General features: G+C 68.0%; 20 protein-coding genes and 1 pseudogene. 10 read left to right on the forward strand and 11 right to left on the reverse strand.

Going from position 1 to position 19,692, the window contains the following annotated elements:
* Positions 1-62: 62 nt before the first annotated feature.
* From QM569_RS00845 to ppsA, 4 genes are all read right to left on the reverse strand, one after another.
* Positions 63-560, reverse strand: coding sequence for a hypothetical protein (locus QM569_RS00845; protein ID WP_414985321.1), 498 nt, complete (start codon positions 558-560; stop codon positions 63-65).
* Positions 561-651: 91 nt separating this feature from the next.
* A complete protein-coding gene (locus QM569_RS00850) occupies positions 652-2,733 on the reverse strand; it encodes a VC_2705 family sodium/solute symporter (RefSeq protein ID WP_414985322.1) in 2,082 nt (693 codons plus the stop codon).
* Positions 2,726-3,016, reverse strand: coding sequence for a DUF4212 domain-containing protein (locus QM569_RS00855; protein WP_414985323.1), 291 nt, complete (start codon positions 3,014-3,016; stop codon positions 2,726-2,728). Before QM569_RS00855 ends, QM569_RS00850 begins: the two co-directional genes overlap by 8 nt.
* Positions 3,017-3,034: 18 nt before the next feature.
* A complete protein-coding gene (gene ppsA, locus QM569_RS00860; protein ID WP_414985324.1) occupies positions 3,035-5,425 on the reverse strand; it encodes a phosphoenolpyruvate synthase in 2,391 nt (796 codons plus the stop codon).
* A 176-nt stretch (positions 5,426-5,601) separates the two neighbouring features.
* On the opposite strand from ppsA, the gene QM569_RS00865 reads away from it, so the two are divergent.
* Complete coding sequence (locus QM569_RS00865; protein ID WP_414985325.1) at positions 5,602-6,423, forward strand: pyruvate, water dikinase regulatory protein; 822 nt, start codon at positions 5,602-5,604, stop codon at positions 6,421-6,423.
* Positions 6,424-6,495: 72 nt separating this feature from the next.
* Here QM569_RS00865 and ahpF read toward each other — a convergent pair whose 3' ends face one another.
* Both ahpF and ahpC read right to left on the reverse strand, forming a co-directional pair.
* Positions 6,496-8,064, reverse strand: a complete 1,569-nt coding sequence (ahpF, locus tag QM569_RS00870; RefSeq protein WP_414985326.1) for an alkyl hydroperoxide reductase subunit F — start codon at positions 8,062-8,064, stop codon at positions 6,496-6,498.
* Positions 8,065-8,146: 82 nt separating this feature from the next.
* The gene (ahpC, locus tag QM569_RS00875) at positions 8,147-8,722 is read right to left on the reverse strand and encodes an alkyl hydroperoxide reductase subunit C (RefSeq protein ID WP_414985327.1); all 576 of its coding nucleotides are present in this window, start codon (positions 8,720-8,722) and stop codon (positions 8,147-8,149) included.
* A 241-nt stretch (positions 8,723-8,963) separates the two neighbouring features.
* On the opposite strand from ahpC, the gene bfr reads away from it, so the two are divergent.
* Positions 8,964-9,440, forward strand: a complete 477-nt coding sequence (gene bfr / locus QM569_RS00880; protein WP_414985328.1) for a bacterioferritin — start codon at positions 8,964-8,966, stop codon at positions 9,438-9,440.
* Positions 9,441-9,447: 7 nt separating this feature from the next.
* On the opposite strand, the gene aroQ is transcribed toward bfr, so the two are convergent.
* A complete protein-coding gene (gene aroQ, locus QM569_RS00885) occupies positions 9,448-9,915 on the reverse strand; it encodes a type II 3-dehydroquinate dehydratase (RefSeq protein WP_414985329.1) in 468 nt (155 codons plus the stop codon).
* Between the two features lie 86 nt (positions 9,916-10,001).
* Complete coding sequence (locus QM569_RS00890; protein ID WP_414985330.1) at positions 10,002-10,334, reverse strand: hypothetical protein; 333 nt, start codon at positions 10,332-10,334, stop codon at positions 10,002-10,004.
* Positions 10,335-10,506: 172 nt separating this feature from the next.
* On the opposite strand from QM569_RS00890, the gene QM569_RS00895 reads away from it, so the two are divergent.
* Genes QM569_RS00895 through QM569_RS00910 form a run of 4 tightly spaced genes read left to right on the forward strand, consistent with a single transcriptional unit; the run spans position 10,507 to position 13,249 of the window.
* Positions 10,507-12,309, forward strand: coding sequence for a glutamine--tRNA ligase/YqeY domain fusion protein (locus tag QM569_RS00895; RefSeq protein ID WP_414985331.1), 1,803 nt, complete (start codon positions 10,507-10,509; stop codon positions 12,307-12,309).
* A 3-nt stretch (positions 12,310-12,312) separates the two neighbouring features.
* Positions 12,313-12,798: a nucleotidyl transferase AbiEii/AbiGii toxin family protein gene (locus tag QM569_RS00900; protein WP_414985332.1), complete on the forward strand. Its 486-nt coding sequence runs from the start codon at positions 12,313-12,315 to the stop codon at positions 12,796-12,798.
* Entirely contained in the window at positions 12,795-12,998 is a 204-nt protein-coding gene (locus QM569_RS00905) for a hypothetical protein (RefSeq protein ID WP_414985333.1), read from the forward strand. Before QM569_RS00900 ends, QM569_RS00905 begins: the two co-directional genes overlap by 4 nt.
* A complete protein-coding gene (locus QM569_RS00910) occupies positions 12,995-13,249 on the forward strand; it encodes a hypothetical protein (protein ID WP_414985334.1) in 255 nt (84 codons plus the stop codon). Before QM569_RS00905 ends, QM569_RS00910 begins: the two co-directional genes overlap by 4 nt.
* A 4-nt stretch (positions 13,250-13,253) precedes the next feature.
* On the opposite strand, the gene QM569_RS00915 is transcribed toward QM569_RS00910, so the two are convergent.
* Positions 13,254-14,555, reverse strand: a complete 1,302-nt coding sequence (locus QM569_RS00915; protein WP_414985335.1) for a phospholipase D-like domain-containing protein — start codon at positions 14,553-14,555, stop codon at positions 13,254-13,256.
* A 199-nt stretch (positions 14,556-14,754) separates the two neighbouring features.
* Here QM569_RS00915 and QM569_RS00920 point away from each other — a divergent pair, with 199 nt between their 5' ends.
* Both QM569_RS00920 and QM569_RS00925 read left to right on the forward strand, forming a co-directional pair.
* Entirely contained in the window at positions 14,755-15,291 is a 537-nt protein-coding gene (locus tag QM569_RS00920) for a pseudouridine synthase (protein ID WP_414985336.1), read from the forward strand.
* Positions 15,292-15,364: 73 nt separating this feature from the next.
* Positions 15,365-16,621: an MFS transporter gene (locus QM569_RS00925; RefSeq protein WP_414985337.1), complete on the forward strand. Its 1,257-nt coding sequence runs from the start codon at positions 15,365-15,367 to the stop codon at positions 16,619-16,621.
* Here QM569_RS00925 and QM569_RS00930 read toward each other — a convergent pair.
* Positions 16,590-17,525: a DHH family phosphoesterase gene (locus tag QM569_RS00930; protein ID WP_414985338.1), complete on the reverse strand. Its 936-nt coding sequence runs from the start codon at positions 17,523-17,525 to the stop codon at positions 16,590-16,592. The two genes, QM569_RS00925 and QM569_RS00930, sit on opposite strands and share 32 nt — an antisense overlap.
* A gap of 43 nt (positions 17,526-17,568) precedes the next feature.
* Here QM569_RS00930 and QM569_RS00935 point away from each other — a divergent pair, with 43 nt between their 5' ends.
* Positions 17,569-18,324, forward strand: a complete 756-nt coding sequence (locus QM569_RS00935; protein WP_414985339.1) for a pseudouridine synthase — start codon at positions 17,569-17,571, stop codon at positions 18,322-18,324.
* A gap of 44 nt (positions 18,325-18,368) precedes the next feature.
* Here the strand turns inward: QM569_RS00935 and QM569_RS00940 are convergent, their stop codons facing one another.
* Entirely contained in the window at positions 18,369-19,304 is a 936-nt protein-coding gene (locus QM569_RS00940) for a succinylglutamate desuccinylase/aspartoacylase family protein (protein ID WP_414985340.1), read from the reverse strand.
* Between the two features lie 84 nt (positions 19,305-19,388).
* On the opposite strand from QM569_RS00940, the pseudogene QM569_RS00945 reads away from it, so the two are divergent.
* Positions 19,389-19,692, forward strand: a pseudogene (locus QM569_RS00945) (hypothetical protein); the annotation flags it as partial.

The following is a 19,692-nucleotide window of genomic DNA, read 5'->3' on the forward strand; positions in this document are numbered from 1 at the left end:
CCAGACGAACGAAAGCGGCCCTCGGGCCGCTTTTTTCTGGGGTGCTGGCGCCCAGGAGCCGGTCAGTCGAACAGTGCCTTGTTCAAACGCGCGAACTTCGCATCGCCCACGGCCTCGCGGATCTTGGGCGCCAGGGCGGCCAGGTCTTCAAAGCTGCCCGCAGCCTCGACCGCGAGGTTCAGGCGAAAGCCCCGCAGCCCCAGGCTGGCCGTCAGCTGGGTGGCAATGGGGTAGGCGGCCTGGTAGCGCTCCTTGGGCGAGCGGCCCGAGCCTTCCGTGGGGGCAGACGCCACGGTGCCCAGGTCGATGGCGTGCGCGCCCGGCGCCGGGGCTGGCGGCGGCGCGGCAGCAGGCTTGCCGGAGAGCGGCTCCAGCAGCCCCTGCGCGATCATGGCCTGTATGTCGTCCTGCGTGATGCCCATGGCGGCCGTTGCCGCCAGGATTTCACCCGTGGTGCGCTTGCCATCGAACTGGATGAAGGCCGAGCGCTGGCGCGGGCTGAGGCTGCCGTGCCTGTCCTTGAGTGCGTCCTGCCCGGCCTGCGTCTTGACGAGAATCATGGCTCTCCTTGCGGTGTGGGGTCAGGTTCGCATGCCAGGACACAATTGGCTATCAGGGATTATGCCCAGCCCTTTGGGGAGCCGTTAACAATCACATCTCGGAGCGCACGCGCGGCAGGTCAGGCGCGGGCCGTGTGAGCCAACTCGCCAGCACGGTGGCAGCCACCCCGGCAGGCACACCGAACACGCCCGCCGAGATCGGCTGTATGCCCCACCACAGCCCCTGCGCCAGCAGCCAGGGCGGCAGCATGGCGCGCAGGGCCGGCACGTGCGAGAGCATGTAATAGACCGTGACCGAGAGCCCCGTGAGCATGCCCGCCACCGCCCCCTGCCGCGTGGTGCCGCGCCAGAAGATGCCCAGCACCATGGCGGGCACGAAGGCCGATGCGGCCAGCGAGAACGAGGCCGACACCATGGGCAATATCTCGGACGGCTTGAGCGCCGCCACAAAGGCGGCCGACAGCGCCACGGCCAGCAGGGTGAACTTGGTCAATATCACGCGCTGCTCGGGCGACGCCCTGCGCCGCGCCGCGCCCGGAAGCAAGTACAGGTCGCGCACCATGGCGTTGCTGATGGTGAGCAGCAGGCCATCGGCGGTCGAGAGCGCCGCCGCCAGCCCGCCCGCCGCCACCAGGCCCGAGACCACGTAGGGCAAGCCCCCCAGTTCGGGCGTTGCGAGCATGATGAGGTCGGCGCCCATGCGGATTTCACCAAACTGCACGATGCCGTCCCGGTTCACGTCCTCGATGGACAGCAGCGCGCTGTCCACCCGCGCCCACTGTGCGATCCAGTTGGGCAACTGGTCGAAGCGGCTGCCCACCAGGTTCTGCATGACCTCGAACTTCACCAGCACCGCCAGCGCGGGCGCGCTGAGGTACAGCAGGGCAATGAAGAACAGCGACCACGCCACCGAGGCGCGCGCGCCGCCCACCGTGGGCGCTGTGTAGTAGCGCGTGAGCAGGTGCGGCAGCCCGGCCGTGCCGACCATCAGGCAGAACATCAGCGCCAGAAAGTTGCGCCGCGTCAGCTCGTAGTCGCGCTGCGCCTCAGGTGTGCCGTCCGGGTCGCCCACATACGCCTGGCTGTGCCGGGGCAGGCCGCCCAGGGGCCGGGCGCGCTCGTAGTTCTCGCGCATCTCGCGCGTCCAGCGCTCGCGGGCGGTGGCGGCGTCGCGCGGCAGGGCCGCCAGCTCGCGGCTGGCGGTGACGATGAGGCCCACGTCCGCGCCCTGGGCGCGCAGCGCGCGGATGCGCTCGCGGCCCTTGTCGCGCTCGCGCTCCAGCGCGGCTTCCACGTCGGCCAGGCGGGCCTCGTAGTCCTGCGCGCGCCGCAGGTAGGTCTGCACCACCTGGTGCTCGGCGGGCGATGCGAGCAACTGCTCTTCCAGGCCCGCGATCTTGCTGATCTGCTCGCCATAGACCAGCGGCGCGAGCGGGTTGCCCAGCTGCTTGTAGGCCAGCCAGGACACGGGGATCAAGAAGGCCAGCAGCAGCACCACGTACTGCGCCACCTGCGTCCAGGTGATGGCGCGCATGCCGCCCAGAAAGGAGCACAACAGCACGCCGCCCAGGCCGAGCATGATGCCGATCTCGAACTGCACGCCGGTCAGGCGCGACGCGATCAGCCCCACGCCGTAGATCTGCGCCACCACGTAGGTGAAGGAGCACAGCACCGCCGCCAGCGCCGCGATCACGCGCGGCCAGCGCCCGCCGAAGCGCACGTGGAAAAACTCGGGCACGGTGTACAGCCCCATGGCGCGCAGGTGCGGCGCGATCAGCATCGCCACCAGGCAGAAGCCGCCCGTCCAGCCCAGCAGATAGGCCAGGCCGCCCGCCTGCTCGGGCGTGCCCGCGAAGCCCTGCAGGTACAAGGCGCCAGAGAGGCTGATGAACGATGCGGCGCTCATCCAGTCCGCCGCCGCCGCCATGCCGTTGTACAGGGGCGGTATGCGCCGCCCGGCCACGTAGTACTCCTCGGGGTCGGTGGTGCGGCCATAAACGCCGATGCCCGCATACACCATCACCGTGATGAACAGGAAGATCGGCCCGATCCAGTGGCGCGACAGGCCCTGGCGCTCGGCCCAGGTCATCAGGGCCAGAAAGCCCAGCACCCCGGCCACGTACAGCGCCAGGATGCGGTGCAGGCGCCAGGATGAAACCGGGGGCTCAGCCATGGCCCTCGGCGTCCTGGCGCTCGAAACGGTTCATGGCCCAGCAGTAGGCCACCACGATGGCGATGAACACCACCACCGCGCCCTGCGCCGCGATCCAGTAGCCCAGGGGCCAACCGGCGACCACGATGGCCTGCAGGTCGCGCGCGAACCAGGTGGCGCCGAAGGACACCAGCGCCCACAGCAGCAGCAGCGCCGCTTTCAGCCGCAGGTGCCTAACGTCGTGCAGGTCAGGCGGAAACGGCCCGGCCTGTTCGGCATCCACAGGGCGCGCGGGCTGCACCATGGCGGGGCCAAGGGGGCATCAGCCCGCCAGTTGCTGCCAGGTGGCGATCACGCTGTCGGGGTTGAGCGAGATCGACGAGATGCCTTCCTTGGCCAGCCACTGCGCAAAGTCCGGGTGGTCGCTGGGCCCCTGGCCGCAGATGCCCACGTACTTGCCCTCTGCGCGGCACGCCTGGATGGCGCGCTGGAGCATGGCCTGCACGGCGGGGTCGCGCTCGTCGAAGTCCTGCGCCAGCAGTTCCAGGCCCGAGTCGCGGTCCAGGCCCAGCGTCAGTTGCGTGAGGTCGTTGGAGCCGATGGAGAAGCCATCGAAGAATTCGAGGAAGCGCTCGGCCAGGATGGCGTTGCTGGGCACCTCGCACATCATGATGACCTTCAGGTCGTCCTTGCCGCGCTGCAGGCCGTGCGATGCGAGCAGCCTGGTCACGCGCTCGGCCTGGCCCAGCGTGCGCACGAAGGGCACCATCACCTGCACGTTGGTCAGGCCCATGTCGTTGCGCACGCGCTTGATGGCCTCGCATTCCATGGCGAACGCCTCGCCAAAGTCCGCGCTGATGTAGCGCGCCGCGCCGCGAAAGCCCAGCATGGGGTTTTCTTCTTCGGGCTCGTAGCGGCTGCCGCCGATGAGCTTGCGGTATTCGTTGGACTTGAAGTCCGACAGGCGCACGATGACGGGCTTGGGCCAGAACGCGGCGGCGATGGTCGCCACGCCCTCGGCCACCTTGTCCACGTAGAAGGCGCGGGGCGAGGCATGGCCGCGCGCCACCGACTCGACGGCCTTCTTCAGGTCGGCGTCGATCTGGGGGTAGTCCAGGATGGCCTTGGGGTGGACGCCGATGTTGTTGTTGATGATGAACTCCAGGCGGGCCAGGCCAACCCCTTCGTTCGGCAGCTGCGCGAAATCGAAGGCGAGCTGCGGGTTGCCCACGTTCATCATGATCTTGGTGCTGATCTCGGGCATTTCGCCGCGCTGCACCTCGGTCACTTCGGTCTCCAGCAGGCCGTCGTAGATGCGGCCCGTGTCGCCCTCGGCACAGCTCACCGTGACCAGCGTGCCGTCCTTCAGGCGCTCCGTCGCGTCGCCGCAGCCCACGACGGCGGGGATGCCCAGCTCGCGCGCAATGATGGCCGCGTGGCAGGTGCGCCCGCCGCGGTTGGTGACGATGGCGCTGGCGCGCTTCATCACGGGCTCCCAGTTGGGGTCGGTCATGTCGGTGACGAGCACGTCGCCGGGCTGCACGGTGTCCATCTGGCTGATGTCGTTCACCAGCCGCACCGGGCCGGTGCCGATCTTCTGGCCGATGGCGCGGCCCTCGGCCAGCACGGTGCTGGAGCCCTTCAGTTTGAAGCGCTGCTCGGCCTGACCCTTGGACTGGCTCTTCACCGTCTCGGGCCGGGCCTGCAGGATGTAGAGCTGGCCGTCGGTGCCGTCCTTGCCCCACTCGATGTCCATGGGGCGGCCGTAGTGCTGCTCGATGAGCAGCGCGTAGCGGGCGAGCTGCTCCACGTCGGCGTCGGTCAGCGAATAGCGGTTGCGCTGCTCGGTGGGCACGTCGATGGTCTTGACCAGTTTGCCGCTGGCCTTCTTCTCGTCGGGCGTGGAGAACACCATCTGGATCAGCTTGCTGCCCAGGTTGCGGCGGATCACGGCCTTCTTGCCCGCCTTCAACATGGGCTTGTGGACGTAGAACTCGTCCGGGTTCACGGCGCCCTGCACCACCGTCTCGCCCAGGCCGTAGCTGCTGGTGATGAAGACCACGTCCTCGAAGCCGCTCTCGGTGTCGATGGTGAACATCACCCCCGCCGCGCCCAGGTCGGAGCGCACCATGCGCTGCACGCCCGCCGACAGGGCCACCACGTCGTGCGCAAAGCCTTTGTGGACGCGGTAGCTGATGGCGCGGTCGTTGTACAGCGACGCGAAGACTTCCTTCATCTTGTGCAGCACGTCGTCGATGCCGACCACGTTCAGGAAGGTCTCCTGCTGGCCCGCAAACGATGCGTCGGGCAGGTCCTCTGCCGTGGCGGACGAGCGCACGGCGAAGCTGGCCTGCGCGTTACCGGCAGACAGCGTGGCGAAGGCATCGCGCACGGCCTTTTCCAGATCGGCGGGGAAGGGCTGCGCCTCCATCCAGCCGCGAATCTCGGCCCCGGCTTCCGCCAGGGCGCGCACGTCTTCGATGTCCAGCACCGCCAGGCGCTGGCTGATGCGGTCGGCCAACCCCTCGTGCTTCAGGAATTCGCGGAAGGCGTGCGCCGTGGTGGCAAAGCCCGTGGGCACGCGCAGCCCTTCGGGCAGTTGGGAGATCATTTCGCCGAGGCTGGCGTTCTTGCCGCCAACCGCCTCGACATCGGTCATTCTCAGGTTTTCAAAAGGTACGACCAGGGCGGTCGGGCTGAATAGTGCAGACATGGGAAAGCTCCAGAAGTTGAAACCGGGTCTGCGCGCCCGCCCGCTGGGAGCGATGGGCGAGCGGCCATGCACGGGCGGGTTCGGCTTTGTGGTTGGGGTTGTGGGCCGGCGCGGTGCATGGTGAGAAGGCAAGAGTTGTCACAATTGTAGGCTGACGCACCGAAAGGCCCCGCCCCATGCACACCCGCACCGTATTCTTCATCTCCGACGGCACCGGCATCACCGCCGAGACTTTCGGCAACGCCATCCTGGCCCAGTTCGAGATGAAACCGCGCCACGTGCGCCTGCCCTTCATCGACACCGAGGACAAGGCCCACCAGGCCGTGCGGCAGATCAACCACACGGCCGACGTGGAGGGCAAGAAGCCCATCGTGTTCACCACCCTGGTCAACATGGAGGTGCTGGCCGTCATCCAGGACGGCTGCAAGGGCATGCTGCTGGACATGTTCGGCACCTTCGTGCATCCGCTGGAGCAGGAGCTGGGCATCAAGTCGCACCACCGCGTGGGGCGCTTTTCGGACGTGAGCCGCAGCAAGGAATACACCGACCGCATCGAGGCCATCAACTTCAGCCTGGCGCACGACGACGGCCAGAGCAACCGCGACCTGGCGGGCGCGGACGTGATCCTGGTCGGCGTCTCCCGCAGCGGCAAGACGCCCACCAGCCTGTACCTGGCCATGCAGTGCGGCCTGAAGGCGGCCAACTACCCGCTGATCCCCGAGGACTTCGAGCGCCGCCAGTTGCCGCCCGCGCTCGAGCCGCACCGCAAGAAAATCTTCGGCCTGACCATCCAGCCCGAGCGGCTGGCCGAGATCCGCAACGAGCGCCGCCCCAACTCGCGCTACGCCAGCCTGGAGAACTGCCGCATGGAGGTGGCCGAGGCCGAGGCCATGATGCGCCGCGCGGGCATCCGCTGGCTGTCCACCACCACGAAATCCATCGAGGAAATCGCCACCACCATCCTGCAGGAGATCCGCCCCGAGCGGTTGGTGTACTGACGATTGCTACTTAATTGATAGCTACCAGCGCTTATCCAGTAAGCGCTGGAGGCCGATTTGGCTTGAATTTTCTTAAGCAGGCGCCGAGGTGCGGATGAGGTGGTCGAACGCACTCAGCGCCGCCGTCGCGCCCGCCCCTGCGGCGATGACGATCTGCTTGTACGGCACCGTGGTGCAGTCGCCCGCAGCGAACACGCCTGGCACGTTGGTGTGGCCCTTGGCGTCGATCACGATCTCGCCGAACTTGGAGAGTTCGACCGTGCCCTTGAGCCAGTCGGTGTTGGGCACCAGGCCGATCTGCACGAACACGCCTTCGAGCGCGATCGCATGCTGCACGCCCGTGGCGCGGTCCTTATAGACAAGGCCGTTGACCTTGCCGTCGGCGCCGGTGATCTCGGTGGTCTGCGCGTTGGTATGGATGGTCACGTTGGGCAGGCTCTTGAGCTTGTTGACCAGCACGGCGTCGGCCTTGAGCTGGTCGGCGAACTCGACCAGCGTGACGTGGGCCACCACGCCGGCCAGGTCGATGGCCGCTTCCACGCCCGAGTTGCCGCCGCCGATGACCGACACGCGCTTGCCCTTGAACAGCGGGCCGTCGCAGTGCGGGCAGTAGGCCACGCCCTTGTTCCGGTACTCGGCCTCGCCGGGCACGTTCACGTTGCGCCAGCGCGCGCCGGTGGACAGGATCACCGTGCGGGCCTTGAGCGAGCCGCCGTTGGCGAGCTGCACTTCGATCAGGCCGCCCGGCTGCGCAGCGGGGATGAGCTTGTCGGCGCACTGCAGGTTCATGATGTCCACGTCGTAGGCGCGGGTGTGGGCTTCGAGTGCGGCGGCGAACTTGGGGCCGTCGGTTTCGAGCACGGAGATGTAGTTCTCGATGGCCAGCGTGTCGTTCACCTGGCCGCCGAAGCGCTCGGCCGCCACGCCGGTGCGGATGCCCTTGCGCGCTGCGTACACCGCCGCTGCCGCGCCAGCGGGGCCGCCGCCGATGATGAGCACGTCATACGGCGCCTTGGCACTGAGCTTGGCCGCGTCGCGGGCGGCGGAGCCGGTGTCGAGCTTGGCGACGATTTCCTCGACCGTCATGCGGCCGGAGCCGAACACTTCGCCGTTCAGGAACACCATGGGCACGGCCATGACCTGGCGGTCGGCCACTTCCTGCTGAAAGGCACCGCCCTCGATGACGGTGGTCTTGACCTTGGGGTTGAGCACGGCCATGAGCGACAGGGCCTGCACCACGTCGGGGCAGTTGTGGCAGGTGAGGCTCATGTAAACCTCGAAGCTGAAGTCGCCGTCGAGCGACTGGATCTGCTCGATCACGTCCTGCTCCACCTTGGGCGGGTGGCCGCCCGTCCACAGCAGGGCCAGCACGAGGGAGGTGAACTCATGCCCCAGCGGCAGGCCCGCAAAGCGCAGGCTGTTGCTGCTGCCCACGCGCTGCAGGCTGAACGAGGGCTTGCGCGCGTCGTTGCCGTCGGTGCGCAGGGTGATCTTGTCGCTGCGCAGCGCCTGGATGGTGGTCAGCAGCTCGCGCATGTCGCGCGCTGTCTCGCTGTCGTCCAGCGAAGCCACCAGTTCGAACGGCTGCGTCACGCGCTCCAGGTAGGCGGCGAGTTGGGTCTTGAGTTGGTCGTCGAGCATGGCGTCTTTCTGCGGATTCGTGAAATGGAGGGCGAAAAAAAGCCGGACGGCACGACGCCTGTCCGGCCTTGGGGTGCGGTGCTTAGATCTTGCCGACCAGGTCCAGCGAAGGCGTCAGCGTCTTGGCGCCTTCCTTCCACTTGGCGGGGCACACCTGGCCAGGGTTGGCGGCGGTGAACTGAGCAGCCTTGAGCTTGCGCAGGGTTTCCGACACGTCGCGGGCGATTTCGTTGGAGTGGATTTCCAGCGTCTTGATCACGCCGTCGGGGTTGATCACGAAGGTGCCGCGCAGCGCCAGACCTTCTTCGGGGATGTGTACGCCGAAAGCGTTGGTCAGCTGGTGCGTGGGGTCGCCGACCAGGGGGAACTTGGCCTTGCCCACGGCGTCGGAGGTTTCGTGCCACACCTTGTGCGAGAAATGCGTGTCGGTGGTGACGATATAGACCTCGGCACCGGCCTTCTGGAACTCGGCGTAGTTGTTGGCAGCGTCTTCGATCTCGGTGGGGCAATTGAAGGTGAAGGCTGCGGGCATGAAGATCAGCACGGACCACTTGCCCTTCAGGGTCTGCTCGGTCACTTCGATGAACTCGCCCTTGCCGCTGCGGTTGACGAAGGCGGTGGTCTTGAACGGTTGGACTTGGGTGTTGATCAGGGACATTGCTGCTTTCCTTTGGAGTGGTTGATGACTGAAAGATGGGAGTCTAGGCCGACTCACGCCATGAATCCAATTAATTGATTGAATTGAATCAATTAAGTATGGCTATAAAAACCCATCGAATACGAACACAACTCAGCATCACACGCAGACAGACCAGTGTGGCAGGGGTTTGCCTTGCGGGGGTTGATGCAGGTCAGGACAATCGGCACCCAACAGCACAACAACTACCAAGGAATCCCCCATGCAAGGCGACCCCCAAGTCATCGGCTACCTGCAGGCGCAGCTCAAGAACGAACTCACGGCCATCAACCAGTACTTTCTGCACTACCGCATGCTCAAGCACTGGGGCTTCGAGCGGCTGGCGAAGAAGGAATACGAGGAATCCATCGGCGAGATGAAGCACGCCGACAAGCTGATGGACCGCATCTTCATGCTGGACGGCCTGCCCAACCTGCAGGACCTGGCCAAGCTGCAGGTGGGCGAGGACGTGCCCGAGATCCTGGCCTGCGACCTGCGCAGCGAGCAAGGCGCCCAGGCCACCATCAAGGAGGGCATGGCCTACTGCGAGTCGGTGCGCGACTACGTCTCGCGCGACCTGCTGCAAGGCATTCTGGACGACACCGAGGAACACATCGACTTCCTCGAAACCCAGATCGACCTCATCGAGAAGGTGGGCGTGCAGAACTACCTGCAGTCCCAGATGGGCGACGGCGACTGAACCCTCGTCAGCCCTGCGGCTGCAGCTGCGCCAGCCCGTCGATGGCCAGGCCGTAGCCCGCCACGCCAAAGCCGCACATCACCGCCTTGGCGGCGGCGGCCAGGTACGAGTGGTGGCGAAACGCCTCGCGCGCGTGGACGTTGCTGATGTGCAGCTCGATCAGCGTGATGCCCGTGCCCTTGACGGCATCGTGCAGGGCGATGCTGGTGTGGGTGTAGGCCCCGGCGTTCAGCACCACGCCCGCCAGTTCGCCAGCGGCGTGCAGGCGGCCCGCCTCGTGAATCCAGTCCACCAGCGCGCCTTCGTGGTTGCTCTGGTGAAAGCGCAGATCGAACCCATGGCGCGCGCAGGCTGCGGCGCAGAGCTGCTCGACATCGGTCAGCGTCTGCGCGCCATACACAGCGGGCTCGCGCGTGCCCAGCAGGTTCAGGTTGGGGCCATTGAGGACAAAGACGGTTTTATTCTTCACAGGCATGTGTTCCAGAGGGCGAAACGCGCGATTATGCGGCGCCCCGGAAACAAAAACAGCCCCGAAGGGCTGTGAGCAAAGCGGCGCGGACCTCAGCGGTCCCAGCGGCCATGCCTGTGGTGGCGGCGCCCACCGTCGTAGTACACCACCGCAGGCGGCGGGTAGTAGGCGGGCGGAGCGTAGTACACGGGCCGGGGCGGCGCGTAATAGACCGGGGGCGGGGGCGCGTAATACACGGGCCGGGGGGCCACGTACACCGGGGCGGGCGCATAGTAGCCGGTGCCCGCGCCCACCACCACGCCAGGCACGCTCACGCCGATGGACCAATTCACGTCGCGGGCCTGGGCCGTGCCAGCGGCGGCCAACAAGGCCACGGCCACGCCAGCCGTGGCGGCCAGGGTCTGGATGGAACGGGTTTTCGTCATGGAAATCTCCTGTTTGAGTGAGGACAGCCAGCCAAAGGGACTCGACTCACCGGTACCTAACGCACCAAGTAGGCAAAAGGATGGCACAAAACCGTCTTTACGTTGTGTCTGGACGTACACCGGTGCGTTTCCATGCGTAAACCGTCACGAATGCGCCGCCTAAAATGGGCCGATGAGTACGCAAAATCCCGCCGACACCCCCGCCGAAGCCGTCAAACCCAGCAACTTCCTGCGCCAGATCATCGAGCACGACCTGGATAAAGGCACCTACGCCAGCCGCCGCTGGGGCGGCAGCCCCGGCGACGCCGCCCACCACGCCGCAGGCCAGAGCGACCCGGCCAAGATCCGCACCCGGTTTCCGCCCGAGCCCAACGGCTACCTGCACGTGGGCCACGCCAAGAGCATCTGCATCAACTTCGGCCTGGCGCGTGACTACGGCGGCGTGTGCCACCTGCGCTTCGACGACACCAACCCCGAGAAGGAAGACACCGAATACGTCGCCAGCATCATCGACGCGGTCAAGTGGCTGGGCTTCGACTGGAACGGCAGCCCCGACGCCGCCCCCTACCAGGCCAGCGACTACTTCGACTTCATGTACCGCGCGGCCGAATACCTGATCGAGGCCGGCCACGCCTACGTGGACGAACAGACGGTGGAACAGATGCGCATCCACCGGGGCGACTTCGGCAAGCCCGGCGTCAACAGTCCGTTCCGCGACCGCACGCCCGCCGAGAACCTGCGCATCTTCCGCGAGATGAAGGCGGGCCAGCACGAGGACGGCTCCATGGTGCTGCGCGCCAAGATCGACATGGCCAGCCCCAACATCAACATGCGCGACCCGGCCATCTACCGCATCCGCCGCGCCACGCACCACAACACGGGCGATGCCTGGTGCATCTACCCCATGTACACCTACGCGCACCCCATCGAGGACGCGCTGGAGCAGATCACCCACAGCCTGTGTACGCTCGAATTCGAGGACCAGCGCCCCTTCTACGACTGGGTGCTGGAGCGCCTCATCGAAGGCGGCCTGCTCGCCAGCCCGCCCCCGCGCCAGTACGAGTTTGCGCGGCTGAACCTCACCTACGTCATCACCAGCAAGCGCAAGCTCGCCCAACTGGTCTATGACCACAAGGTCAGCGGCTGGGACGACCCGCGCATGCCCACCATCGTGGGCCTGCGCCGCCGGGGCTACACGCCCGCCGCGCTGCAACTGTTCGCCGAGCGCATCGGCGTGACCAAGAGCGACAGCTGGATCGACTACGCCACGCTGGAAGGCTGCCTGCGCGAGGACCTGGAAGCCCGCGCCCCCCGTGGCATGGCCGTGCTGCGCCCCGTCAAGCTGGTGCTGACCAACTGGGACGAGGTGATGGGCGCGGGCCACCTGGAGCCCTGCCAGCTTCCGGCACTGCCCCACCCGCCCGAAGGTGTGGAAAGCCCCGTGCGCCACTTCACCATCGGCAAGGAAGTCTGGATCGAGCGCGAGGACTTCGAGGAAGTGCCGCCCAAGGGCTACAAGCGCCTGTTCCCGGGCAACAAGGTGCGCCTGAAGGGCGGCTACGTCATCGAATGCACGGGCTGCACCAAGGATGCCGACGGCAAGGTCACCGAAGTGCTAGCGACCGTGGTGCCCGACACCAAGAGCGGCACCCCCGGCGCCGACAGCGTGAAGGTCAAGGCCGCCATCACCTGGGTGGGCGTGGCCGACGGCGTACACGCCGAGGTGCGCATGTACGACCGCCTGTTCCTCGACCCCCACCCCGACGCGGGCGGCAAGGACTTCATCGAGAGCCTGAACCCCCACAGCCTGCAGGTGGTGACGGCCATCGTGGAGCCGTCCCTGGCCAATGCCCGACCGGACGACAAGTTCCAGTTCGAGCGGCACGGCTACTTCGTGGCCGACCGGGTGGACCACACGGCGGACAAGCCGGTGTTCAACCTGGCGGTAGGGCTGAAGGATTCGTGGGGAAAGTAGCCGGTGTTCTACCTCGACATCTTTGCAGCGCTGCACCGCCACCAGGTCGATTACGTCCTGATCGGCGGCTTGGCGGTGGCCCTGCATGGCATTGAGCGCAACACCATGGATATCGACGTGAGCGTCGTGGTCTCGCCAGAGAACATGGCCCACCTGGTCCATGCCATCCAGGAACTGGGCCTACAACCCATGCTGCCCGTCCCGCTGAGTACGCTGCAAGACATCGACACCCTGAAAAGCTGGCACACCAGCCGCAACCTGCAAGCCTTTGCGCTGCGCAGTGATCGCCTGGCAGGCGTAACGCTGGATGTGCTGATCTTCCCGCCGGTGGATCCGCTGGGCATGGTGGAACGCGCGCACCGGCTCGACATAGCAGGAGTGCCCGTCGCCCTGGCCAGCATCGACGACCTGATTGCCCTCAAGCAGAGTGCAGGCAGGCCGATCGACCTTGCCGACATCGCGCACCTGAAACGACTCAAACCCACATGACCACGCCCGCCGACCGCGCTGCCCAACGCGCCCAGCGCACGTACTACGTCAGTGACGAGCGCCTGCACGCATTCGGGCAACTGAGCGCGCTGGAGCGGCTGCAATGGGTAGAACAGTGCTCCCACTTCGTGCGCCTAGCCCAGGCGGCCCTGCACGCGCCCCGGCCACCCCACCCGCTCCACAGGCCCCCTGCACCATGAAAAAACTCAAAGTCACCATCGCGCTGGAAATGTCCGTCCCCGACGACTGGACGCTGGTCGAGACCTCCGAGGGCACACCCGTCATCGACATGGCTGACGGCAGGTTCCTGGACATTGCCGTCGAACCGCTGTTCGCCACCGACCCCGAGGACCTGTGGAGCAGCACCGACGACGCCGACGAGCTCAACGACGTGCTGGACATGGTGCAGAGCGAGGAAGTGAGCTACGAGTTCGTGCCCACGGGCCAGTGACCCGTCACAACTGCGACCGCAGCAGCGCCGCCATGCGCTCGGCCAGTTTCTCGCTCCAGGGCCGGTCCCGCCATTCCTCGTAGGTAATGCGGCGCGAGCGCCGCAGGTCGTCCTCGAACACCTGCGTCTGCCGCTGCGCGAACGCCGCGTCATACACGTTCAGGTTGGCCTCGTCGTTCAGCCGGAACGAGCGGTTGTCGAAGTTGGTGGAGCCCACCGACACCAGCAGCTCGTCCACGATCATGACCTTGCAGTGGTACATGGTGGGCTGGTATTCGTAGATCTCCGCGCCCGCCTGCAGCAGCGGCCCCCAGGTGGCGCGGGACGCGGCCTTCACCGCCCCGGAGTCGGCGTGCTCGCCGGGGGTGATGAGGCGCACGCGCACGCCGCGCGCCAGGGCGTCCAGCAGCAGCTTGCGCGTGAGTTCGTCGGGCACGAAGTAGGCCACCGACAGGTCGATGCCGCGCTCTGCCGCCGTGATCGCCAGGTGGTACATGAGCTGCATGCTCTCGCTGCCGCTCGACGGCGAGCTGGAGAACATCTGCGCTTTCTGCCCGCCGCCGGGCGCAACAGGCGCGATGGGCGGAAAGTACGCCTCGCCGTGCAGCACCTTGCCCGTGACCTTGAGCCAGTTGTCCAGGAACGTCGCCTGCATCTGCGCCACCACGGGCCCGAGCACCTGGTAGTGCGTGTCGCGCCAGTGGTCCGGGTCCTGCGCGTTGCCCGTCCACTGCGGCGCTATGCCGACGCCGCCGGTGAACGCCACCTGCCCGTCCACCACCAGCAGCTTGCGGTGGGTGCGGTTGTTCATGCGCGCCAGGTTGTACCAGTGCGGCTTGTGGAACTTCTCGATCTGCACGCCCGCCGCGCGCATCTCGTCCAGGTAGCTGTCTTCCATCCTGGCGCTGCCCGCCCAGTCCAGCAGCACGTGTACGGCCACGCCCGCGCGGGCGCGCTCGCTCAGGGCGTCGGCAAAGCGCTTGCCGATGTCGCCCGACCAGTAGATGTACGTCTCGAACGTGATGCTCTTTTGCGCGCCCTCGATGGCGGCCAGCATGGGCGGGAAGATCTGGTCGCCGTTGAGCAGCTCGACCACCTCGTTGCCATCCAGCAGGCCCGGGCCCAGCAGGCTGCCCAGGGCGCGCTCGAACTGCGGGTTGCCGGTACCGTACAGGCGCGGCAGTTGCTGCTGCACCTTCTTCTCGCCCGCCGTGAAGTTGAGCGCCAGCAGCACCAGCGCACCCGTGGCCACGGCCGTGAGGGCCACGGCAGGAGCGAGGGACGGGCGGCGGCCAGAGCTGCGCATGGCGGCATTGTGCTGCCCACCGGCCCGGCGCGGTGTAGGCCGACGCCGCGTGCCCGCCCGCCTGCGTGCGGGCACAGGCACAATCGCAGTCCCCGTATGCAGCCACCCGCCACGGCCTGCGTTTGCTTCTAATTTGATAGCTGCTTGCGCTTATCCAGAAAGCGCCAGAGGCATATTTGACCCTTAAAACTATCCGCCCATGGCCGCGCGCCTGATCCGCTTTCACAAGCCCTACGGGGTGCTCAGCCAGTTCACGCCCGAGGGGCGCTGGCAGGGCCTCAGGGACTACATCGCCCTGCCCGGCGTGTACGTGGCGGGCCGCCTGGACGCCGACAGCGAGGGCCTGCTGCTGCTCACCGACGACGGCGGGCTGCAGGCCCGCATCGCCGACCCGCGCTTCAAGATGGAGAAGACCTACTGGGCGCAGGTGGAAGGCGTCCCCGATGAAGCCGCCCTGGCGGCGCTGCAAAGCGGCGTGGTGCTGAACGACGGCCCCACGCGGCCCGCCCGCGCGCGCCTGCTGGAGCCCGCGCCCGCCGTGTGGCCGCGCGACCCGCCGATCCGCGAGCGCCGTGCCATTCCCACCGCGTGGATCGAGCTGGTTATCCGCGAGGGCCGCAACCGCCAGGTGCGGCGCATGACGGCCGCCGTGGGCCACCCCACGCTGCGGCTCATCCGCACGACCATCGGGCCTTACACGCTGGACGGCCTGGCGCCGGGCGCCTGGGCGGGCTGAGGCTTGGGGACGCCGCCTGCAAGCCCGGCGCAAAGCCGATAGCATCGCCCGCTGGCTTACCGCACCCTGCCCCATGACCACCCCTGACAGCGTCTATCGCCACTCCGGCTTCCTCTCCTTCCTGGCCGCCCGCGTGGTAGCCATGGTCGCCACCCAGGTGCAGGCCGTGGTGGTGGCCTGGCAGGTGTACGACCTCACGCGCGAGCCGCTGGCCCTGGCCTATGTGGGGCTGGCGCAGTTTCTGCCCATGCTGTGCCTGCTGCTGCCTGCGGGCGATTTGATCGACCGCTTCGACCGCAGGCGCATCCTGGCCGCGAGCTGGGCGGTGGGCGGGCTGTGCAGCGCCCTGCTGTGGTGGCTGTCGGGCCACGGCGCCAGCGGCGTGGCGGGCATCTACGCGGTGCTGGTGCTGTATGGCTGCTCGCGCGCGTTCTCAGCGCCGGCCATGCAGAGCCTGCTGCCGCAGATCGTGCCGCGCGGCCAGCTCGCGCAGGCCATCGCCGCCAACAGCATGCTCATGCGCGCGGCCAGCATCGGCGGGCCGCTGCTGGGCGGGCTGCTGTACGCGCGGGGCGGCGGCGGGCTGACCTATGCCGTGTGCTGCGCCTGCTTCGCCCTGGGCGTGGCGCTGCTGCTGCACGTGGCCGTGGCGCACGCCACGGCGCCGGGGGCTGCGCAGGGCACGATGTTCCAGCGCTTTGGCGACGGCATCGCGTTCATCCGCTCGCGGCCCATCATCCTGGGCACGATCTCGCTGGACCTGTTCGCGGTGCTGCTGGGCGGCGTGGTGGCGCTCTTGCCCATCTACGCGCACGAAGTGCTGCACGTGGGCCCCACGGGCCTGGGCGCGCTGCGCAGCGCCATGGCGGTGGGGGAGGTGGGCGCGGGGCTGTACCTGAGCCTGCGCCCCTTCAACCGCCGCGTGGGGCGCACGATGTTCGTCGCCGTGGCCGTGTTCGGCGCGGCCAACCTGGTGTTCGCGCTGTCCACGTGGTTCTGGCTGTCGTTCGCGGCGCTGCTGGTGGCGGGCGCGGCGGACATGGTGAGCGTCTATATCCGCGGCGCGCTGGTGCAGTTCTCCACGCCCGACGCCATGCGCGGGCGCGTGAACGCGGTGAACATGCTGTTCATCGGCTCGTCCAACGAGCTGGGCGAGTTCCGCGCGGGCACCAGCGCCGCGTGGCTGGGCGTGGTGCCTGCCGCCGTGGTGGGCGGCCTGTGTACGCTGGGCGTGGTGGGCGGCTGGATGCTGGCCTTCGGCGCGCTGCGCCGGGTGGACCGCTTCGAGGAAGCGGCCCCTACGCCCGCCGCGCCGCAGGCGCCGAATTGAGCACGCCCGCCAGCAGCTCGGGCAGGCGCTCCACCCCCATGCGAAAGCCGCACGCCTGCGCGTGGCCGCCGCCGCCCATGCTTTCGGCCAGGGCGATGCAGTCGAAGTTGCGCTGCGAGCGCAGCCCCGCCTTCACGCCCTTGGCGCCCGCGCTCCACATCAGCGCAAAGGTGCCGCTCTGCGCCGACAGGATGTCGCCCACCACGCTGTGGAACATGCCGGGCGCGTTCACCATCAGCCCCGCGACGCCGTTGAACACCAGGGGCTGCGCGCCCTCGGCGATGTCGGCGCAGAGCTTCTGGTACTTCTCGTCCATGGCCGCGCCGCGCGCCATGAAGCGCGCAAGCTGCTCGGGCGTGAAGGACGCGATCTCGCGCCAGCGCGCGAAGTCCTGCGGCTCCATGTCCAGCGCGGACAGAAAGCCCGCGCTCTCGGCGAACTCCCACTTCCAGATGTCGCGGTCTTCCACGTAGCGGATCAGGTCCGGCACGGGCGTGCCAGGGTGGAAGAACTCCCACGCCAGCCGCGCGCCCGACTTGCCCAGGTCGAAATGCACCACGCCGCAGCGGCAGGCAAAGCCGCCGAGCTTGTCCAAGGCGCTCTTGTGGTGGTCCAGCATGACCAGCCGGGCGGCGCGCTCGTCGATGGCGCGCAGGATGTCCTCGGCGAACGAGAAGTCGAGCACATAGACGGCGCGGCCCTGCATGGGCGGCAGGTCGTCCACCGTGCGCACGTCGCCATGGTCCAGGCCCTTGTATTCAGCGGCGTCGCCGTAGAACAGCCAAGCAGCCAGCGCGGCACCAAAGCCATCGGGGCAGCCGCGACCGTGGTAGAGGACGAGCGGCGCGGGGTCGTTCCTGTCGGGGGCCACCAGCAGTTGCAGGGGCAGTAGGGTTCGTTTCAAGGTCATGGCCCCGATTGTCACGGTTGGCACAATGCGCGGCTTCATGCAAACCCCGCTGCCCATTCTCTGGCGCGACGAGCACCTCGTCGCCATCCACAAGCCCGCAGGCTGGCTGGTACACCGCACGGGGCTGGACGCGGGCGAGACGCGCTTCGTGGTGCAGGCGCTGCGCGACCAGCTCGGCCAGCGCGTCTTTCCCGTACACCGGCTCGACAAGGGCACCTGCGGCGTGCTGGTGATGGCGCTGCACGCCGACGCGGCGCGGGCCTTGTCGCAGACTTTCGAGCAGCAGGCCGCGCGCAAGCGCTACCTGGCCCTGGTGCGCGGCTGGGCGCCCGATGCCTGCGCGGTGGACCACCCGCTCAAGCCCGACGACGCCCCCGCCGATGCGCCCGTGCAGGCGGCGTACACCACATTCCGCCGCCTGGCGCGGCTCACCTTGCCCGAGGCCAGCGACGCGCGCTTTGCCACCACGCGGGCCTCGCTGGTGGAGGCCGTGCCCCACACGGGGCGGCGCCATCAGATACGCCGCCACCTCAAGCACCTGGCGCACCCCATCATCGGCGACGCCACGCACGGCAAGGGGCCGCTCAACCGCTGGTGGGCCGAGCGCCTGGGCCAGCAGCGGCTGTGGCTGCACGCCTGGCAGCTCGCGCTGCCGCACCCGGTGACGGGCGAACCGCTGGTGTTCGACAGCGGCCTGCGCTGGCCCGCCGGGGATGTGCCGGGCACCGGCCCCTCGCAGGACTGGCAGCGCCTGCTGGCGGCACTGCCCTGGGAGTATTCGCTATCTGATTGATAGCTACCAGCGCTTGCTGCATAAGCGCTGGAGGCCGATTTTCATCACAAAGGCCGTGTGAGGTACACCGCCTCGCGCCCCACGATGGGCAGGCGCGTGGGCATGAACACGGTGCAGTCGTCGCACAGCGCGCGGATCTCGTGCGGGCCGTCGGTGGCGATCAGCTCGCCCTGCGCAAAGGTCTCGAAGCCCCGCAGCGGCCTGGTGAAGGCGAAGCCCGGCGTGCGCACCATGCAGGTCTCCAGCAGCTCGAAGCGCCGCTGCGGCGCAGGCGCGGGCTGCGGCGGAGCGTCGATCAGGCCGAAATGCGCCAGAAAGTTCAGCGCCGTCGCCGTGGCCACGTCTGCCGCCGACTGCAGGAAGTGAAAGCCGCACTCCACCACCAGCGCCACGCCCTGCCCGTCGGCCTGGCCGTGGCGGCCATGCTGGATCAGCGGCGTGCCCGAGCCCAGCCCGCTGGGCATGAGCAGATGCACCGTGGCGGGGCCGCCGATGGCCAGCGCCGCCGCGCTGTTGCGCGGGTAGGCGGGATAGACCCAGAAGGGCTCCACGTCCTGGCTGGTGGAGTGGATGTCCAGGATGTGGTCGGCCGCGGCCACCACGGGGCGCAGCGCGCGGGCGCGGTCCAGCTCGGGGCTGCGCTCGGCGCCGTCCAGCTCGGCGGCCGACCAGATGCGGTTGAGGTTGTGGACCAGTTGTCGGCTTTCGAACGGGCGTTCCTTGTCGAACGATTCGTAGGCCGCCACGTTGGCGAAGCTGATGGTCAGCGTGCCGATGCGCGGGCGCACGCCCGTGTCCAGCAGGTGCGTGGCGGCGACCATGCCGCAGATCTCGTTGCCGTGCGTCAGGGCGTTGATGAGCACGTGCGGGCCGGGCTGGCCCGACTCGAAGCGGTGTACGTAGTCGATGCCGGTGTTGCCCTGGCGGTAGGCGGACAGGTCGCGCGGCAGGACTTCCAGCGCGGGAGGGTTCTGGGTCATGGATGGCAATTGATAAGACGACACATCATTGTCTGCCGAAAGCGCCGCCCCTGCAGGCCCCGGGGTGTACGATGCCCGGCCACCATGCCCACCGACCCCGCCCTGCCCCTGGCCGACGACCTGTGCGCGGACGGCGCCATCAGCGTGCAGAACATCCTGGCGCTGGTGCGCGCGCCCATCATCGGCCCCAGGGAAACCACGGCCAGCGGCTGGTTCGGGCAGACCGACTTCGCGCTGTGCCAGCGCCACCAGGACGCCCAGGGCGACCTGCGCGACGACAACGTGTTCATCACCGTCTGGAAGACCTGGGACTTCTACCTGAGCGTGCAGCGCGCGCCCGAGCGCGAAGGCTGGCGGGCGCGCCTGGCCGCCGCCGCGCGGCGCCGCC

The organism is Acidovorax sp., from assembly GCF_047607405.1.
GTDB lineage: Bacteria > Pseudomonadota > Gammaproteobacteria > Burkholderiales > Burkholderiaceae_C > Acidovorax.

What these genes read in the sequence shown, in the direction of transcription:
- QM569_RS00920 (WP_414985336.1), top strand. Translation starts at nt 14,755, where the DNA reads ATGGCCGCGCGCCTGATCCGCTTTCACAAGCCCTACGGGGTGCTCAGC.
- QM569_RS00940 (WP_414985340.1), bottom strand. Translation starts at nt 19,304, where the DNA reads ATGACCCAGAACCCTCCCGCGCTGGAAGTCCTGCCGCGCGACCTGTCC.
- QM569_RS00855 (WP_414985323.1), bottom strand. Translation starts at nt 3,016, where the DNA reads ATGGTGCAGCCCGCGCGCCCTGTGGATGCCGAACAGGCCGGGCCGTTT.
- QM569_RS00865 (WP_414985325.1), top strand. Translation starts at nt 5,602, where the DNA reads ATGCACACCCGCACCGTATTCTTCATCTCCGACGGCACCGGCATCACC.
- ppsA (WP_414985324.1), bottom strand. Translation starts at nt 5,425, where the DNA reads ATGTCTGCACTATTCAGCCCGACCGCCCTGGTCGTACCTTTTGAAAAC.
- QM569_RS00925 (WP_414985337.1), top strand. Translation starts at nt 15,365, where the DNA reads ATGACCACCCCTGACAGCGTCTATCGCCACTCCGGCTTCCTCTCCTTC.
- ahpF (WP_414985326.1), bottom strand. Translation starts at nt 8,064, where the DNA reads ATGCTCGACGACCAACTCAAGACCCAACTCGCCGCCTACCTGGAGCGC.
- aroQ (WP_414985329.1), bottom strand. Translation starts at nt 9,915, where the DNA reads ATGCCTGTGAAGAATAAAACCGTCTTTGTCCTCAATGGCCCCAACCTG.
- QM569_RS00905 (WP_414985333.1), top strand. Translation starts at nt 12,795, where the DNA reads ATGACCACGCCCGCCGACCGCGCTGCCCAACGCGCCCAGCGCACGTAC.
- QM569_RS00895 (WP_414985331.1), top strand. Translation starts at nt 10,507, where the DNA reads ATGAGTACGCAAAATCCCGCCGACACCCCCGCCGAAGCCGTCAAACCC.
- QM569_RS00935 (WP_414985339.1), top strand. Translation starts at nt 17,569, where the DNA reads ATGCAAACCCCGCTGCCCATTCTCTGGCGCGACGAGCACCTCGTCGCC.
- QM569_RS00845 (WP_414985321.1), bottom strand. Translation starts at nt 560, where the DNA reads ATGATTCTCGTCAAGACGCAGGCCGGGCAGGACGCACTCAAGGACAGG.
- QM569_RS00915 (WP_414985335.1), bottom strand. Translation starts at nt 14,555, where the DNA reads ATGCGCAGCTCTGGCCGCCGCCCGTCCCTCGCTCCTGCCGTGGCCCTC.
- QM569_RS00850 (WP_414985322.1), bottom strand. Translation starts at nt 2,733, where the DNA reads ATGGCTGAGCCCCCGGTTTCATCCTGGCGCCTGCACCGCATCCTGGCG.
- bfr (WP_414985328.1), top strand. Translation starts at nt 8,964, where the DNA reads ATGCAAGGCGACCCCCAAGTCATCGGCTACCTGCAGGCGCAGCTCAAG.
- ahpC (WP_414985327.1), bottom strand. Translation starts at nt 8,722, where the DNA reads ATGTCCCTGATCAACACCCAAGTCCAACCGTTCAAGACCACCGCCTTC.
- QM569_RS00910 (WP_414985334.1), top strand. Translation starts at nt 12,995, where the DNA reads ATGAAAAAACTCAAAGTCACCATCGCGCTGGAAATGTCCGTCCCCGAC.
- QM569_RS00890 (WP_414985330.1), bottom strand. Translation starts at nt 10,334, where the DNA reads ATGACGAAAACCCGTTCCATCCAGACCCTGGCCGCCACGGCTGGCGTG.